This window comes from Thioalkalivibrio thiocyanodenitrificans ARhD 1 (assembly GCF_000378965.1).
Lineage (GTDB): Bacteria > Pseudomonadota > Gammaproteobacteria > Ectothiorhodospirales > Ectothiorhodospiraceae > Thioalkalivibrio_A > Thioalkalivibrio_A thiocyanodenitrificans.
Genome location: NZ_KB900536.1, coordinates 2,228,386 through 2,242,200, shown reverse-complemented (window position 1 = coordinate 2,242,200; position 13,815 = coordinate 2,228,386). Strand labels below are relative to the sequence as shown.

Annotated in this window: 13 protein-coding genes; 5 read left to right on the top strand and 8 right to left on the bottom strand. The window is 66.7% G+C overall.

Translation table 11 applies throughout. The annotated features are described in order from the left end of the window. Positions 1-13 precede the first annotated feature (13 nt). From ntrC to THITHI_RS0110570, 6 genes are all read right to left on the bottom strand, one after another. Entirely contained in the window at positions 14-1,423 is a 1,410-nt protein-coding gene (gene ntrC, locus THITHI_RS0110595; RefSeq protein ID WP_018233068.1) for a nitrogen regulation protein NR(I), read from the bottom strand. Then, the gene (glnL, locus tag THITHI_RS0110590; RefSeq protein ID WP_018233067.1) at positions 1,416-2,483 is read right to left on the bottom strand and encodes a nitrogen regulation protein NR(II); all 1,068 of its coding nucleotides are present in this window, start codon (positions 2,481-2,483) and stop codon (positions 1,416-1,418) included. The genes ntrC and glnL overlap by 8 nt, the downstream gene beginning before the upstream one ends. 296 nt (positions 2,484-2,779) lie before the next feature. Then, positions 2,780-3,310: a DUF4124 domain-containing protein gene (locus THITHI_RS18890; RefSeq protein ID WP_018233066.1), complete on the bottom strand. Its 531-nt coding sequence runs from the start codon at positions 3,308-3,310 to the stop codon at positions 2,780-2,782. Positions 3,311-3,448: 138 nt separating this feature from the next. Next, entirely contained in the window at positions 3,449-4,858 is a 1,410-nt protein-coding gene (glnA, locus tag THITHI_RS0110580; RefSeq protein WP_018233065.1) for a glutamate--ammonia ligase, read from the bottom strand. 220 nt (positions 4,859-5,078) lie between these two features. Next, positions 5,079-6,260 carry a cation diffusion facilitator family transporter gene (locus THITHI_RS0110575; protein WP_018233064.1) on the bottom strand — a complete coding sequence of 394 codons (1,182 nt, stop codon included), beginning with the start codon at positions 6,258-6,260 and terminating at the stop codon, positions 5,079-5,081. 147 nt (positions 6,261-6,407) lie between these two features. Continuing rightward, positions 6,408-6,977 (bottom strand): hypothetical protein, encoded by a 570-nt coding sequence (locus tag THITHI_RS0110570; RefSeq protein WP_018233063.1) that lies wholly within the window; start codon positions 6,975-6,977, stop codon positions 6,408-6,410. A 149-nt stretch (positions 6,978-7,126) separates the two neighbouring features. Between THITHI_RS0110570 and glyQ the strand changes: the two genes are divergently transcribed. From glyQ to THITHI_RS0110545, 5 genes are all read left to right on the top strand, one after another. Further along, positions 7,127-8,044 (top strand): glycine--tRNA ligase subunit alpha, encoded by a 918-nt coding sequence (glyQ, locus tag THITHI_RS0110565; protein WP_018233062.1) that lies wholly within the window; start codon positions 7,127-7,129, stop codon positions 8,042-8,044. Positions 8,045-8,115: 71 nt separating this feature from the next. Then, the gene (locus tag THITHI_RS0110560) at positions 8,116-8,484 is read left to right on the top strand and encodes a GxxExxY protein (protein ID WP_026186261.1); all 369 of its coding nucleotides are present in this window, start codon (positions 8,116-8,118) and stop codon (positions 8,482-8,484) included. A gap of 64 nt (positions 8,485-8,548) precedes the next feature. Next, positions 8,549-10,639, top strand: coding sequence for a glycine--tRNA ligase subunit beta (glyS, locus tag THITHI_RS0110555; RefSeq protein ID WP_018233060.1), 2,091 nt, complete (start codon positions 8,549-8,551; stop codon positions 10,637-10,639). A gap of 36 nt (positions 10,640-10,675) precedes the next feature. Next, positions 10,676-11,422: a lysophospholipid acyltransferase family protein gene (locus THITHI_RS0110550; protein WP_018233059.1), complete on the top strand. Its 747-nt coding sequence runs from the start codon at positions 10,676-10,678 to the stop codon at positions 11,420-11,422. Beyond that, a complete protein-coding gene (locus tag THITHI_RS0110545; protein WP_018233058.1) occupies positions 11,419-12,090 on the top strand; it encodes a tyrosine-protein phosphatase in 672 nt (223 codons plus the stop codon). The genes THITHI_RS0110550 and THITHI_RS0110545 overlap by 4 nt, the downstream gene beginning before the upstream one ends. A gap of 59 nt (positions 12,091-12,149) precedes the next feature. Here THITHI_RS0110545 and THITHI_RS0110540 read toward each other — a convergent pair whose 3' ends face one another. After that, positions 12,150-12,875, bottom strand: a complete 726-nt coding sequence (locus THITHI_RS0110540; RefSeq protein ID WP_018233057.1) for a tRNA threonylcarbamoyladenosine dehydratase — start codon at positions 12,873-12,875, stop codon at positions 12,150-12,152. A 62-nt stretch (positions 12,876-12,937) separates the two neighbouring features. Then, positions 12,938-13,702, bottom strand: a complete 765-nt coding sequence (locus tag THITHI_RS0110535; RefSeq protein WP_198005641.1) for a TatD family hydrolase — start codon at positions 13,700-13,702, stop codon at positions 12,938-12,940. Between the last annotated feature and the right edge of the window lie 113 nt (positions 13,703-13,815).

Below are 13,815 nucleotides of genomic sequence, written 5' to 3'. Positions count from 1 at the left end.
CCCGATTCCAAATTCACACTTCGCCCTTGCCGTCCTCCATCCCCAGTTCGTTGATCTTCCGAGTCAGGGTGTTGCGCCCCCAGCCCAGCAGTTGGGCGGCATCCTGGCGGCGTCCGCCGGTGCGCTTGAGGGCGGCGCGGATCATGACCCGCTCGAACGCCGGGGTGGCCCGGTCCAGCAGGCCGCGCTCGCCCCGGGCGAGCGCCTGGCCGGCCCATCGGGCAAGCGCCTGTTCCCAGTCGGGGGCGGCGGTTTCCGGCTGTTCCCGGAGTTCGGGCGGCAGGTCGTCCAGGTGCACTTCGCGCCCCGAGGCCATGACCGTGAGCCATCGGCAGGTGTTCTCCAGCTGGCGCACGTTGCCGGGCCAGTCGAGACTCGAGAGATAATCGCGCACCCGGGGCAGCAGCACCTTGCGTTCCACATTGAGTTCCCGGGCCGCCTGGCCGAGGAAGTGATCGAGCAGCAGCGGGATGTCCTCACGGCGCTCGCGCAGCGCCGGGACATGAATGCGGATCACGTTGAGGCGATGAAACAGGTCTTCCCGGAACAGGCCCTCGCGCACGCGCTGTTCCAGGTTCTGGTGGGTGGCGGCGATGATGCGCACGTCCACCCGGATGGGGGTGTGCCCGCCCACCCGGTAGAACTCTCCGTCGGACAGCACCCGCAACAGCCGGGTCTGCAGTTCCGCGGGCATGTCGCCGATCTCGTCCAGGAAGAGGGTGCCGCCGTCGGCCTGCTCGAAGCGCCCCCGCCGCGAGGCCTGGGCGCCGGTAAAGGCGCCCTTCTCGTGGCCGAAGAGCTCGGATTCCAGGAGGTCGCCCGGAATGGCGGCGGTGTTCAATGCGATGAAGAGCTGGCCGGCCCGGGGGCTGTGCCGGTGCAGGGCGTGGGCCACCAGCTCCTTGCCGGTGCCCGATTCGCCGTTGATCAGCACCGTGATGTTGGAGTGCGACAGGCGCCCGATGGCCCGGAACACCTCCTGCATGGCCGGGGCCTCGCCGATGATCTCGGGCGTGCCGCCGTTCGGTCCGGCCTCGGGCTGGACCCGCTCCCGGCGCAACTGGAACGCCCTGCGCACCAGGGCAACGGCGTCGTCCACGTCGAAGGGCTTTGGCAGGTACTCGAAGGCGCCCCCCTGGTAGGCGGACACGGCGCTCTCCAGGTCCGAATGTGCGGTCATGATGATGACCGGCAGTTCGGGATGATCCCGGTGCAGGCGCTCCAGCAGCTCCAGTCCGCCCATGCCGGGCATGCGGATGTCGGTGATGACGGTGTCCGGGGTGTCGTGTTCGAGGGCCTTGATGGCGGCGCCGGCGGTTTCGAAGGAGGTGACCTCGATGTCTGCCTTCGCCAGGGCGCGTTCCAGGACCCAGCGTATGGAACGGTCGTCATCGATGACCCAGACGTGTTCGTGATTACTCATCCGTGGTCTCCAGCGGGATCAGCAGTGAAAAGACGGTTCTGCCCGGGCGCGAGGTGCATTCGATCAGGCCCCCGTGCTGGTTGATCAGGGACTGGGCGATGGAGAGGCCCAGCCCCGAGCCCCCGTCGCGCCGGGACACCATGGGGTAGAAGATCTGTTCCTGCATCTCCGCGGGGATGCCCGGGCCGTCGTCGATGACCTGGATCCGGGCCACCAGCTTGTGGCGCACCTGCCCCACGGTGTACTGGCGAAGCACCCGGGTGCGCAGCGTGATGGTCCCGGATTGGCCCACCGCCTGGAGGGCGTTGCGCACGATGTTGAGTATTGCCTGGATGATCAGGTCCCGGTCCGCCATGAGGTCGGGAATGCTGGGGTCGTAGTCGCTCTCCAGGCGCACGCCTCCGGGTGCTTCCGCGCTCACCAGGCCGCGCACATGCTCCAGTACCTCGTGGAGGTTGATGGGCCGTTTCCGGGGCAGGCTGCTGGGCCCGAGCATGCGATCCACCAATGCCTGCAGGCGATCGGCCTCGCCGATGATGATGCGCGTGTATTCATGCAGGGCCGGGTCGGGTAGCTCCCGCTCCAGCAGTTGCGCAGCACCGCGCAGGCCCCCCAGGGGGTTCTTGATCTCGTGGGCCAGTCCCCGCACCAGGGCCCGGGTGGCCGCGTGCTGGCTGAGCAGGCTCTCCTCCCGGGAGATGCGCAACTGCCGGTCCACCTGGATCAGTTCCACGAGCAGACGCCGGGGCTGGTGCGTCTCGATCACCGGGGTGACCGTCATGTCCACGGTGGCCTCGTGCCCGTGGACCGGGTGCAGATTATGTTCGCGCTCCGTGAACGGGTGCCCCGTGCGCAGCGAATGCGCCAGGCTGGCGTGCAGCCGGGAGTCGTTTCGTACCAGGGCGTCCACAGGCTGCCCGGTGACCCGTCCAAGGCTGATCTCGAAGAGCATCTCGGCGGCGGGATTCATGTAGCTCAGACGCAGCTGCTCATCCAGGACCAGCACGGCGGTGGTCAGGTTCTCCAGCAGATAGGGATACGGGATCAGTGGCTGTGACATGTGATTTCCACCATGCAAGAAGCAAACCAGTCTGGTGCGGGCGGTCTCCATGGGTGCACAGCACTGGGGCATGGCGCCGGGTTTCGGGCGTCCATGGCCCTGTTTCGCGGGGATTGCGCGCATCGCCCGGCGTCAGGATGGTGCCTGAGAAGGGCCTTGGGGGATTATTGCACCAAACTGGTGCAATTGCTGGAAGCACGGTCAGCCACGGAGGACAGGGGGTGTATGGACGGTGGGGACGGGTGATGCGCAGCGGCGCCCTATGGCTCGGTCGTGCGGAAACTCGCGCGGGCCCGTCAGTTGATGTGGTGGCGCAACAGGTGGAACTCCACGCTGTCGGATTCCTGGATCACCTGGTCGTTGCGGTCCAGCACCTGTACGTGGATCCGGTGCGTGCCACGGTCCACGTTCACCAGGTCGAACCGGGGCATGTCGCGTGTCTGCACGGCCTCCCCGTCCATGACCAGACGCAAGCGGTGGCCCCGCTCGGCGTTCAGTTCGGGGCTCATTTCCACGTGCACGGAGAAATTGCCGTCATTGGCCCGCACCGGCTCGTCGTCCCCGGGGCTCGCGATGCGAAGGTCCTCATAGGGGGCTTGCGGCTCGTCGTTGTCGGTGAGATGCCTGCGCAGGATCTCCCGCGCATCGCGCAATGCAGGGGTCGTCATGGGTTCCCGCACGTGGATGCGCTCGGCCTCCACCCCCTCGGGCGGGTTGTCGCCGAACACCGTGTTGCCGTCGGCGTCCGTCCACCGGTAGATGTCGGCGGAGACGATCGCGGCAGCCGCGAGGGTGAGGAAGAGCAGCAGGACGAGGATGAGGCGCATAAGGGGAAACCCGGTCCGTGGTTCACCCGATACAAGATACAAGAGGCAAGCGGCAAGAGAAAGCAGGGGTTCTCTTGCCGCTTGCCTCCTGTATCGGTCCTGAAGAACAAGGCCCCGCGGAAGCGGGGCCTTGCCGGTTCAGAGGCTGTAGTACAGGTCGTACTCCACCGGATGGGTGGTCATGCGCATCCGCGTGACGTCTTCCATCTTCAGGCTGATATAGGCATCGATCATGTCGTCGGTGAACACGCCACCTGCCTTGAGGAATGTCCGGTCCTTGTCCAGGGCGTCGAGCGCCTGGTCCAGGGCATGACAGACCTGCGGGATCTGCTTCTCCTCTTCCGGGGGCAGGTCGTACAGGTTCTTGTCCATGGCCTCGCCCGGGTGGATCTTGTTCTGGATGCCGTCCAGGCCCGCCATCATCATGGCGGCAAAGGCGAGGTAGGGGTTGGCGGTGGAGTCGGGGAAGCGCACCTCGATACGACGGCCCTTGGGGTTCATGACGAACGGGATGCGGATGGAGGCGGAGCGGTTGCGCGCGGAGTAGGCCAGCATCACCGGGGCCTCGAAACCGGGCACCAGACGCTTGTAGCTGTTGGTGGAGGCATTGGTGAAGGCGTTGAGCGCCCGGGCGTGCTTGATGACGCCCCCGATGTAGTAGAGCGCCATCTCGGAGAGACCGCCGTACTGGTCGCCGCTGAACAGGTTCACGCCGTCCCTGGACAGGGACATGTGCACGTGCATGCCGCTGCCGTTGTCACCCACCAGGGGCTTGGGCATGAAGGTGGCGGTCTTGCCGTAGTTGTGGGCCACGTTCTGCACCACGTACTTGAGGATCTGCACCTCATCGGCCTTGCGGGTCAGGGTGGCGGCGCCCACGCCGATCTCGCACTGGCCGGCGGTTGCCACCTCGTGGTGGTGCACCTCGGTGGTCAGCCCCATCTCCTCGAGGCCCAGGCACATGGCCGAGCGCAGATCCTGCAGGCTGTCCACCGGCGGCACGGGGAAATAGCCGCCCTTCACGGTGGGACGGTGGCCGATGTTGCCGCCCTCGAACACCTTCTCCGAATTCCAGGAGGCCTCGTCGGAATCGACGCGGAAGAAGCAACCGGAGATCTCGTTGCCCCACTTCACATCGTCGAACACGAAGAACTCGTTCTCGGGGCCGAACAGCGCGGTGTCGGCGATGCCCGTGCTGGCAAGGTAGGCCTCGGCGCGTCGGGCCAGGGAACGGGGACAGCGGTCGTAGCCCTGCATGGTGGCGGGCTCCACGACGTCGCACCGCAGGTTCAGGGTGGGCTCGTCGAAGAACGGGTCCATCACGGCGCTGGCGGGATCGGGCATGAGGATCATGTCGGACTCGTTGATGCCCTTCCAGCCGGCGATGGAGGAGCCGTCGAACATCTTGCCGCTTTCGAAGGTGTCCTCCTCAATGCTGTGGGCCGGTACGGAGACATGCTGCTCCTTGCCGCGGCTGTCGGTGAAACGGAAGTCGACGAACTTGACGCCGTTCTCCTTGATGGTCTTGATGACTTCTGCTGGGGACATGCCTGCTCCTCCGGGGAGTATTTGATGTGAATCGAAACGCTGATGCCGATCCTCGATGAGGTCCGTTCATTCGGCCTCGTGTTCGAATCGTGTGCCTTCAGTTACAGCACGATTCGTGCCATGCCCGTGGGGCACACATGGTGCGCATAACGGGGCCTTGCAAGCCCAGCGCCGCACCGTTTTGGTGCGCATGTCGCCGAGATCGCACTATTTCGGTGCCTCACATGGGGTGTTGTTGGGCATCCTCCCTGAAGTAGACCACCACTTCGCCCACCTCCGGGACGCGTTTGCTGGCCTCGCGGAGGCGGCCTGCCAGCCGGGCGGCCGCCTCGGGGGCCTCCGCCACGGCCCGGGGCAGGTAAAGCTCCACATGAATACGCCCCCCCAGATAATGTAGCACCACGTTCTCCATGTGTCGGGACTCGGGAATCTCCGCCCATTCCCGGTGCAGGGCCGCGAGTACCGTGGTGCGCCCCGGCAGATCCAGGGCCGGCGGCAGACGCTCGTCATCCTCGGGATCGATGTGCACGGTTACGTCGATCAGCTCCTCAAAGGCATCGGTGACCGCCAGGCGCACCCGCTCACTTACCTGATGGCCCTCGGAGATGCTGATGCGCGGGGACACCAGAATGTGCACATCGGCCAGCGCCGTGCCCGCCATGCGACGGGTGCGCAGCATGTGCACCCCCTTGACGCCCTCCACGGCGAGAATGGTGTCCCGGATGCGCGCCACCCTTTCCTGCCCGAGTCCGGTATCAATCAGTTCACGGGCGCTGTCCCAGATCAGCCGCCCGCCCATGTGCGCGATGAGCGCTGCCACCACGACGGCGGCGACCGCGTCCAGATAGGGCAGTCCGGCCAGTGTGCCGCCCACGCCGGCCAGCACCACCAGGGAAGAGATCACGTCGGAGCGGTGATGCCATGCATTGGCCTTGAGCAGGTTCGACCGGATCCGCCGGGCCACCCGCATGGTGTAGCGGTACAGGCCCTCCTTCAGCACAATCGCCAGCACGGCAAAGACGAGTGCCAGCGGTTCAGGGCTGAGCAGTCGTTCCGGTTCAAACAGGCGCCGGCCGGCATCCATCCCGATGGTGACGGCCGCGCCCGTCAGCAGCAGGCCCACCGCCACGGTGGCCAGGGTCTCGATGCGCGCGTGGCCGTACGGGTGCTCGCTGTCCGGCGCCACATTGGCGTGCCTGCCGGCCAGCAGCACCACCCCGTCGCTCACCAGGTCCGAGAGGGTATGCACCCCGTCAGCGATCAGCGCCTGGGACTGCGTGAACACGCCGCCGACGATCTGGGCCGCGGACAGGAACAGGTTGGTGGCCGCCGCCGTCAGGGTGACCCGCCGCATGCTGCGCTTGCGGGCCTTGCCGGGGATCAGCTCGGATGCGTCGTTCATGGCTGAAGTGTGGGGGAGGGCTGGGCTGGAGGCCAGTGGCAAGTGGCAAGTCTCGAGTGGCAAGGAAAGTATGGCTCCTTGCGAAGGCCGGAACCCGGGCCTTCTGCATGATCGTCTCGGGGCCGCGCAGAAGGGTGGTGAGATATCCTACTGGCGGGTGTCGGGTCCGCTGATGGGAGTGGCGTTGGTAAGCGCTTCCAGCGACCGGCGTGCCTGGGCGCTGTGGTGGGACTGCAGGAGTTCCATGGCCTCCAGGGCAGTAAGGTTCGGGGTTCCATCCAGTTCGCGCATGGCGCGCAGCACGTCGGACAGGCGTACGAAGCCGTGGGCCAGGGAATCGAACAGTTCGCCCAGGGTAGAGCCAGTCTGGCGCTCCGCCACCTGCTGGTACGCGGAACGGCCCAGGTCCACGAAATAGCCCACGCTGACCCGCCGCCGGCGGGCGCGCTGGCTGAACAGCCCGGAGAAGAGCAGGCAGTGGTCGCCCACGTCCCGCAGGGCCACCGCCTGGGCCCGGGGCATGGCGCGCAGGCCCCGAAGGTAGTCCAGGGCCATGACCCTGTGGCCGGTTTCGGGGTTCTCCATGAAACGGATCATGAGCAGCACCAGATAGCTTTCCAGCGTCTCGTCCAGGTCCAGCTTCTGACTGCGCGCGGCTTCCTGCACCAGTCGCTGCCACTGCGCGGCGGGGGTCGGCTCCATAATCAGCTCGGGCATGGTTCCTCCGTGGCCGTGTTACGAAGTGTCCCGGATTAGATAGCACCAACCGCGCCAAAGTGTAGCCGGAGGGCCGATGGCTGGTCTGTGGTGCGGCGCGGGCGGTATACTCACGCCCTTTGCATTGCCGCGCCCAGCGATACGTTCCCATGCCCCGACACAGAACCACCGGATCCCGTGGCCTGAGCTTTCAGGAACTGATTCTGACCCTGCAGAGCTACTGGGCGGAACAGGGCTGCGTGGTATTGCAGCCGTACGACATGGAGATGGGGGCGGGCACCTTCCACTCGGCCACATTCCTGCGCGCCATCGGCCCGGAGCCCTGGCGGGCCGCCTACGTGCAGCCCTCGCGCCGGCCCACCGACGGGCGTTACGGGGAGAATCCCAACCGCCTGCAGCACTATTACCAGTTCCAGGTGATTCTCAAGCCCTCGCCCGCGGAGATCCAGGATCTCTACCTGGGTTCGCTGGAGGCCATGGGCATCGACCCGCTGGTGCACGATATCCGTTTCGTGGAGGACAACTGGGAGTCCCCCACGCTGGGCGCCTGGGGGCTGGGCTGGGAGGTGTGGCTCAACGGCATGGAGGTCACCCAGTTCACCTATTTCCAGCAGGTGGGCGGCCTGGACTGCCGGCCGGTATCCGGCGAGATCACTTACGGTCTGGAGCGTCTGGCCATGTATCTGCAGGGCGTGGAGAGCCTGTTCGACCTCACCTGGACCGAGGGCCCCCAGGGCCGTGTGACCTACCGCGACGTCTACCACCAGAACGAGGTGGAACAGTCCGCGTACAATTTCGAGCACGCCAACGTGGAGGCGCTGTTCGCGTGGTTCGAGACCTGCGAGAGCGAGAGCAGGAAGCTCATCGAGGCGGGCCTGCCCCTGCCCGCGTACGAGCAGATGCTCAAGGCCTCGCACACCTTCAACCTGCTCGATGCCCGCCGCGCCATCTCGGTCACCGAGCGCCAGCGCTACATCCTGCGCGTGCGCGACCTGGCCCGCGCCGTGGCCGAGGCCTATTACAACGCCCGCGAGGCATTGGGCTTCCCGATGCTGGGGGAGAAGTAATCAAGAGCGTTTTGCCACAGAGGGCACAGAGGTCACAGAGGTCACAGAGTTAAAACCCGATGGGGCTCGACATGGAAGACGACCCGCTGACACGACGCATTGTTTCTGCAGCACTGGAAGTGCATTCACTGCTGGGGCCGGGATTGCTCGAGACAATTTATGAAGAGGCCCTCTGCCATGAGCTTGAACTGCGTGGCATAGCCTTTGAACGTCAGGTTCCAGTGCATGTGACCTACAAGGGCTGGACGATTGCCGGACAGGTTTTGGACCTGTTGGTCGAAAATGAAGTGGTTGTGGAGTTGAAGGCGGTCAGAAAACTCCCGGAGGTCGCTACCGCCCAGACGCTCTCCTACCTGCGGGCCACCGGAATGCGGCGAGCCCTGTTGCTTAACTTCGGCGAGTCGCGTCTCACGAAGGGGATCAAACGCCTTTCTCTGTGACCTCTGTGACCTCTGTGACCTCTGTGACCTCTGTGCCCTCTGTGGCTGAAAAGGGTTTTCGTTGATGAGTACCAAAACAGACCTCCTGATCGAAATCGGCACCGAAGAGCTGCCGCCCAAGGTGCTCAAGGGCCTGCGCGATGCCTTTGCCGAGGCGGTGGCGGCGGGGCTTGCGGAAGCAGGGATCGGGGCCGAGAAGCTGCAGGCCTTTGCCGCGCCCCGTCGCCTGGCGCTGCTGTGCCGGGGTGTGCCGGGGCGACAGGCCGACCAGGCCCTGGAGCGGCGCGGGCCGGCGTTGGCCGCGGCGTTCGATGACGACGGCAATCCCACCAGGGCGGCACTGGGTTTTGCGGGCTCCTGCGGCGTTGCGGTGGAGGATCTGCAGCGTCTCGAAACCGACAAGGGCGCCTGGCTGGTGCATCGTCACGTGGAGCCGGGCAAGGATGCCGCCGCGCTGATCCCGGCCGTGGTGGATGCGGCGCTGGCGGCCCTGCCCATCCCCAAGCGCATGCGCTGGGGCGCGTCGGATGCGGAGTTCGTGCGCCCGGTGCACTGGGTGGTTCTGCTGCTGGGGGATGCCGTGGTGGAGGCCGATCTCATGGGGGTGCGGGCCGGGCGCGAAACCCGTGGCCACCGGTTCCATCATCCCGGATCCCTGTACCTCGCCGAACCCGCCGCCTACGCCCCGCTGTTGGAAACCGAGGGTCGGGTGATGCCCGACTTCGAGGCGCGGCGCGAGGCGATCCTGGGGCAGGTGGAGGAGGCCGCGATCAGGCTCGGCGGCCGCGCGCTGATCGAGCCGGACCTGCTGGACGAGGTCACCGCGCTGGTGGAGTGGCCGTGCGCCATCGCCGGCCACTTCGAGACGCGCTTCCTGGATGTGCCCCAGGAGGCGCTCATCTCCACCATGCAGGACAACCAGAAGTACTTCCCCGTCGTGGACGGAGCGGGGCGGCTCATGCCCCACTTCATCACCGTCAGCAACATCGAATCCCGCGAGCCGGACCGGGTCCGGGAGGGCAACGAGCGGGTCATCCGCCCGCGCTTCGCCGATGCGGAGTTCTTCTGGAACCAGGACCGCAGGCAGCCGCTGGAGTCGCATCTGGACGCGCTGCGCCACGTGGTCTTTCAGCGCCGTCTGGGCAGTCTCCATGACAAGACCGAACGCGTGGCCCGCCTGGCCACGCGGCTGGCGGACCTGCTCGGCGTGGACCACGGCGAGGCCGCCCGGGCCGCCATGCTCTCCAAGTGCGACCTGCAGACCCAGATGGTGTTCGAGTTCACCGAACTGCAGGGCACCATGGGTCGTTACTACGCTCAGCACGGCGGCGAGCCGGAGCAGGTGGCCAGGGCCCTGGAGGAACAGTACTGGCCCAGGCATGCGGGAGACGCGCTTCCGGAGACGGGTGTCGGCCAGGTCCTGGCGCTGGCGGATCGGCTGGACACCCTGGTGGGCATCTTCGCCATCGGCGAGAAACCCACGGGTGCCAAGGATCCCTACGGCCTGCGCCGCGCCGCCCTGGGCGTGCTGCGCATCCTCGTCGAGCGCTCGCTGGATCTGGACCTCGGGGGACTCATCGAGGCGGCCACCGACGGATACGGGGAGGTTGACGTGGATGCCTCCGGGGCCGCGGAGCCGGTGTTTGATTACATGATGGAGCGCCTGCGCGCCTATTATGCCGACCGGGGCATCGGCGGGGATGTGTTCGAGGCGGTGCTCGCCTGCCGGCCGACGCGCCCCCTGGACTTCGACCGGCGGGTGCGCGGCGTCGAGCATTTCCGCAGCCTCCCCGAGGCCGAGAGCCTCGCCGCCGCCCACAAGCGTATCCACAACATTCTCCGGAAAGTGGAAGGCGCCCTGCCCGAGCGCATCGACGCGACGCGTTTCAGCGAGGACGCCGAGCGTGCCGTCTACGAGCGGCTGGAGGACCTGCGGGCCACCGCGCTGCCGCTGTTCGGCGAGGGCCGTTACACGGAGGGGCTGGCGGCCCTGGCGGCCCTGCGTGACCCGGTGGACCATTTCTTCGATACCGTGATGGTCATGGCCGATGACGCCGCGGTGCGCGACAATCGCCTGGCCCTGCTCAACAGCCTTAGCGGGCTGTTTCTGGAGGTGGCGGACATGTCAAAGCTGCAGTCAGGCGGCGAGGGCTGAAGGCGAATCCGGCATCTGCGGCAAGGCACTTCACTGATGACCCAGCGCAAACACTTCAAGCCGCTCCTCTACCTGCGTGCCACGCTGTTCTGGCTGGGGTTCGCGCCGTCGACGATCCTGTTCGCGGTGTTCGGGCCGCTCACCCTGCCGCTGTCCTGGCACGGGCGCTACCGGATCATGTCCCAGTGGACGCGCTTCAATGTCTGGTGGCTGGGTGTCACCTGTGGGCTGAAGTACGCCGTCAAGGGGCGAGAGCACCTCACCGGCGAGGCCGGCATCCTGCTCTGCAAGCACCAATCCACGTGGGAGACGCTTGCCCTGCAGCGTTTCATCCCGCCCGAGGTGTATGTGCTCAAGCGGGAACTCATGCGCATCCCGTTCTTCGGCTGGGGAATGGCTGTCATGGAGCCCATTGCCATTGACCGAAGTGCCGGCCGCAGGGCACTCGAGCAACTGATCGAGCAGGGCAGGGATCGCCTGGAGCGCGGCCTGTGGGTGGTGACGTTCCCCGAGGGTACAAGAGTGGCGCCGGGTCAGAAGGGCCGCTACAAGCAGGGCGGCGCAGTGCTGGCGGCACGCACCGGCCGGCCCGTCGTGCCCGTGGCCCACAACGCGGGTATCTACTGGCCCCGCCACAGTTACATCAAGTACCCGGGCACCGTGCGCGTGGAGATCGGCCCGCCCATCGAGACCCGCGGCCGTGAGCCCGAGGCCATCCTCAAGGATGCGCAGGACTGGATCGAGTCCCGGCAGCGGGAGCTCGATGCGGTGGAGCGGCCGTGACGGATTTCGATCTGAGTTCGGCCGCCGCGCGCCGGCGCGTCTACGCGCGGGCCCTGTGGCAGGACGACGGCTGGGTTCGGGAGTTCGCGCTCAACAACTTCCACCGCGTCTCCCCCCGGGCATACCGCTCCGGCCAGCCTTCGCCCCGGCATCTGGCAAAACGCATCCCGCGCCACGGCATCCGCACCGTGGTCAACCTGCGCGGCCGCGAGCCGGAGAATCCGATGCTCGCCCTGGAAGCGCAGGTGTGCGAACGCCTGGATGTGCGCCTGGAACACCTGCGCATGTATTCCCGGGCCCTGCCCACCCGCGAACTGCTTCACCGCGCCCATGACCTCCTGCATCGCATCGAGTACCCCGTGCTGTTTCACTGCAAGTCCGGCGCTGATCGGGCCGGCCTGATGGCCGCCCTCTATCTTCACTGGGTCGAGGGCGTGCCTGTCGGGGAGACGCGCCAGCTTCGGCTGTGGCCGTACTTCCACTACCGTTATGCCAGGACGGGCCTTCTCGATTTCTTTCTCGAACGCTATCTGCACGACAGCGCGACCCGGCCCATGGGGCTCCTGGAATGGGCGGATACGGTGTACGATCCGGAGGCGCTCAAGGCCGAGTTTCGCTCGGTGCCCTGGGTGGACGCGCTGGTGGATCGGGTGCTGAGGAGGGAGTAGGGGTTGGCAAGCGGCAACAAGCGCGGGGCGCGGGCGGCCGCCCTGATGAAATATCCGGGCTAATCGTTCAACAGGGCGCGGATCACCAGCCCCGCCAGGGTATAGCCGAACAGCGGGGGGAGATAGGAGATGGTGCCGTTGACTGCCCGTGCGCGACCAGGCCTCGGTCCATCCAGGGGGCGGTGTGCCGTGCCCTTGACCGGCTGTTCGGTGGAGTAGACCACGGGGTAATCCAGGTGTCCGCCCATGCGCCGAAGCCGCTTGCGCAGTTCACGGGCGAGCGGGCAGAGGATGGTGCGCCCGAGGGGCCCCACCCGCAGGGCCGTGGGGTCCAGGCGGCCGCCGGCGCCCATGCTGGAGGCCACCGGGATGCGCCGTTCCTGGCAGTGCAGCACCAGTGCCGCCTTGCAGGCTATGGAATCGATGCAGTCCAGGGCGTAGTCGAGGTCGCCGGGCACCCTGTCCGCCACATTGGCCGGCGAGAGGAAATCACCGATCGCGTCCACCCGGATGTCGGGGTTGATGTCCCGGATGCGCTCGGCCATCACCTCGGATTTCTTCCTCCCGACGGTGGAATGCAGCGCCACCAGTTGCCGGTTCATGTTGGACAGTCCCACCACGTCGTGATCCAGCAGCGTCATGCGGCCCACGCCGGCGCGGGCAATGGCCTCGGCCGCATAGCTGCCCACGCCGCCCAGGCCGGCGATGAGTACATGTCGGCGGGACAGCCGCTCCAGCCTCTCGGGGCCGATGAGCAGTTCCGTGCGTTCATGGATGGGATTCATGGCCGGGGCATTCTAGCGCAACGGGGCCGGCAGACATCCGCCCTATCCGGCCGCATGTTGACCTAGCTCAAACCGAAGAGTTGACGCGCGTTCTCCGTCGTGGCCTCGGCAAGTTCGTCCGGCGCCATACCGCGCAGCGCCGCGATCTCCGCGGCGATCTCCGGCAGAAAGGCGGGTTCATTGCGCCGGCCCCGATGCATGGCGCCCGGCTGGTCCGGCGCGTCCGTCTCCAGCAGGATGGCTTCCAGCGGGAGCGTAGCCGCGAGCGTGCGCAGCCGCCGGGCGCGAGGATAGGTCACCGGCCCGCCGAAGCCCAGCAGGCAACCCAGGTCGATCAGTTTGCGGGCCTGCTGCTCGCTGCCGCTGAAGCTGTGCACCACGGCACGGACCCCCGGACACTGGCGCAGCCCCCGGGTCACCTGGTCCACGGAGCGGCGGGCATGGATGATCGCCGGGATGTCGTGTTCCCGTGCCAGGGCCAGTTGTGCCGTGAAGTAGCCCCACTGGGTGTCCGGATCCAGGCCTGCCACGAAATAGTCCAGGCCGCACTCGCCCACGGCCACCGGTCGTTCACGTTCGATCCAGCGCGCCAGTTCGTCCAGATCCGCGGGCGCGTGTTCGGCAAGCAGCACGGGGTGAAGCCCGTAGGCGGGATGGAGCCCCTCATGACTTGCCGCCACGGCCTTGAGCCTCGGCCAGCCGGACCGGCTCACCGCGGGCAACACCAGCGCCCCGACGCCCGCCGAGCGCGCCCGTCCGAGACAGTCGTCGCGATCCCCGTCGAAGGCCGGGTCATCGAAATGGCAGTGTGTATCTGTTAACAACAGTGGCAAGTCTCAAGTCTCAAGTGGCAAGGGAAATCAAAACATACTCCAGGTTCTTCGGGGGCCGGGTCGGGGTGAGGGCTTTCCCTTGCCACTTGAGACTTGAGACTTGCCAC

Bases quoted from the DNA above. Each gene is read 5' to 3' on its own strand.
- glnL (WP_018233067.1), bottom strand. From the start codon at position 2,483: ATGTCACAGCCACTGATCCCGTATCCCTATCTGCTGGAGAACCTGACC.
- THITHI_RS0110560 (WP_026186261.1), top strand. From the start codon at position 8,116: ATGGAAGACGACCCGCTGACACGACGCATTGTTTCTGCAGCACTGGAA.
- THITHI_RS18890 (WP_018233066.1), bottom strand. From the start codon at position 3,310: ATGCGCCTCATCCTCGTCCTGCTGCTCTTCCTCACCCTCGCGGCTGCC.
- THITHI_RS0110550 (WP_018233059.1), top strand. From the start codon at position 10,676: ATGACCCAGCGCAAACACTTCAAGCCGCTCCTCTACCTGCGTGCCACG.
- ntrC (WP_018233068.1), bottom strand. From the start codon at position 1,423: ATGAGTAATCACGAACACGTCTGGGTCATCGATGACGACCGTTCCATA.
- glyQ (WP_018233062.1), top strand. From the start codon at position 7,127: ATGCCCCGACACAGAACCACCGGATCCCGTGGCCTGAGCTTTCAGGAA.
- THITHI_RS0110575 (WP_018233064.1), bottom strand. From the start codon at position 6,260: ATGAACGACGCATCCGAGCTGATCCCCGGCAAGGCCCGCAAGCGCAGC.
- THITHI_RS0110570 (WP_018233063.1), bottom strand. From the start codon at position 6,977: ATGCCCGAGCTGATTATGGAGCCGACCCCCGCCGCGCAGTGGCAGCGA.
- THITHI_RS0110540 (WP_018233057.1), bottom strand. From the start codon at position 12,875: ATGAATCCCATCCATGAACGCACGGAACTGCTCATCGGCCCCGAGAGG.
- glnA (WP_018233065.1), bottom strand. From the start codon at position 4,858: ATGTCCCCAGCAGAAGTCATCAAGACCATCAAGGAGAACGGCGTCAAG.
- glyS (WP_018233060.1), top strand. From the start codon at position 8,549: ATGAGTACCAAAACAGACCTCCTGATCGAAATCGGCACCGAAGAGCTG.